The following is a 467-nucleotide window of genomic DNA, read 5'->3' on the forward strand; positions in this document are numbered from 1 at the left end:
AATAGTGGTTAACGGCAGGATTTGTTCCAGAGCCATCAATGTACAAGCCATAAGCATTTGTTAATGTTCCAGTTGATGTTGCCTTGTCAAACGACCCTATTCTTACAACAATTGCGTTAGACACAGTTCCGGTATTGCCAAAACTGACTTTGCTTCCATAATAAGCTGTTAATAGATCGGGATATGCGCCGCTCAATTCGTGTGTAATATTTCCAGACAATCCTACTAATGCATTAGATGGTGTGTTTTGTGAGGTTTGAGTTGATATATCTTCTACAAATGGCAAACATGCCATATTTGATAAATAGCAATGTATCAAATGTGGTTCATTAAACAAACCAGCTTTTCTTACCCTCAATGTAACTGTCAACGAGTTAACACTGATGTCAACATCAAAATAGTTGCTTGAATCTTTAAATTCAGATACTGGAATGAGCCTATACCAAGTAGGTCCAGTTTGGTTGTAG

At 37.5% G+C, this 467-nt stretch carries 1 protein-coding gene; it reads right to left on the minus strand.

The features are described 5' to 3' along the window. The coding region (locus tag AC3DE3_RS17245; RefSeq protein WP_488370845.1) for a hypothetical protein at positions 1 to 467 on the minus strand (467 nt) is incomplete at both ends.

The organism is Dietzia sp. IBK-p2-16D, from assembly GCF_057773085.1.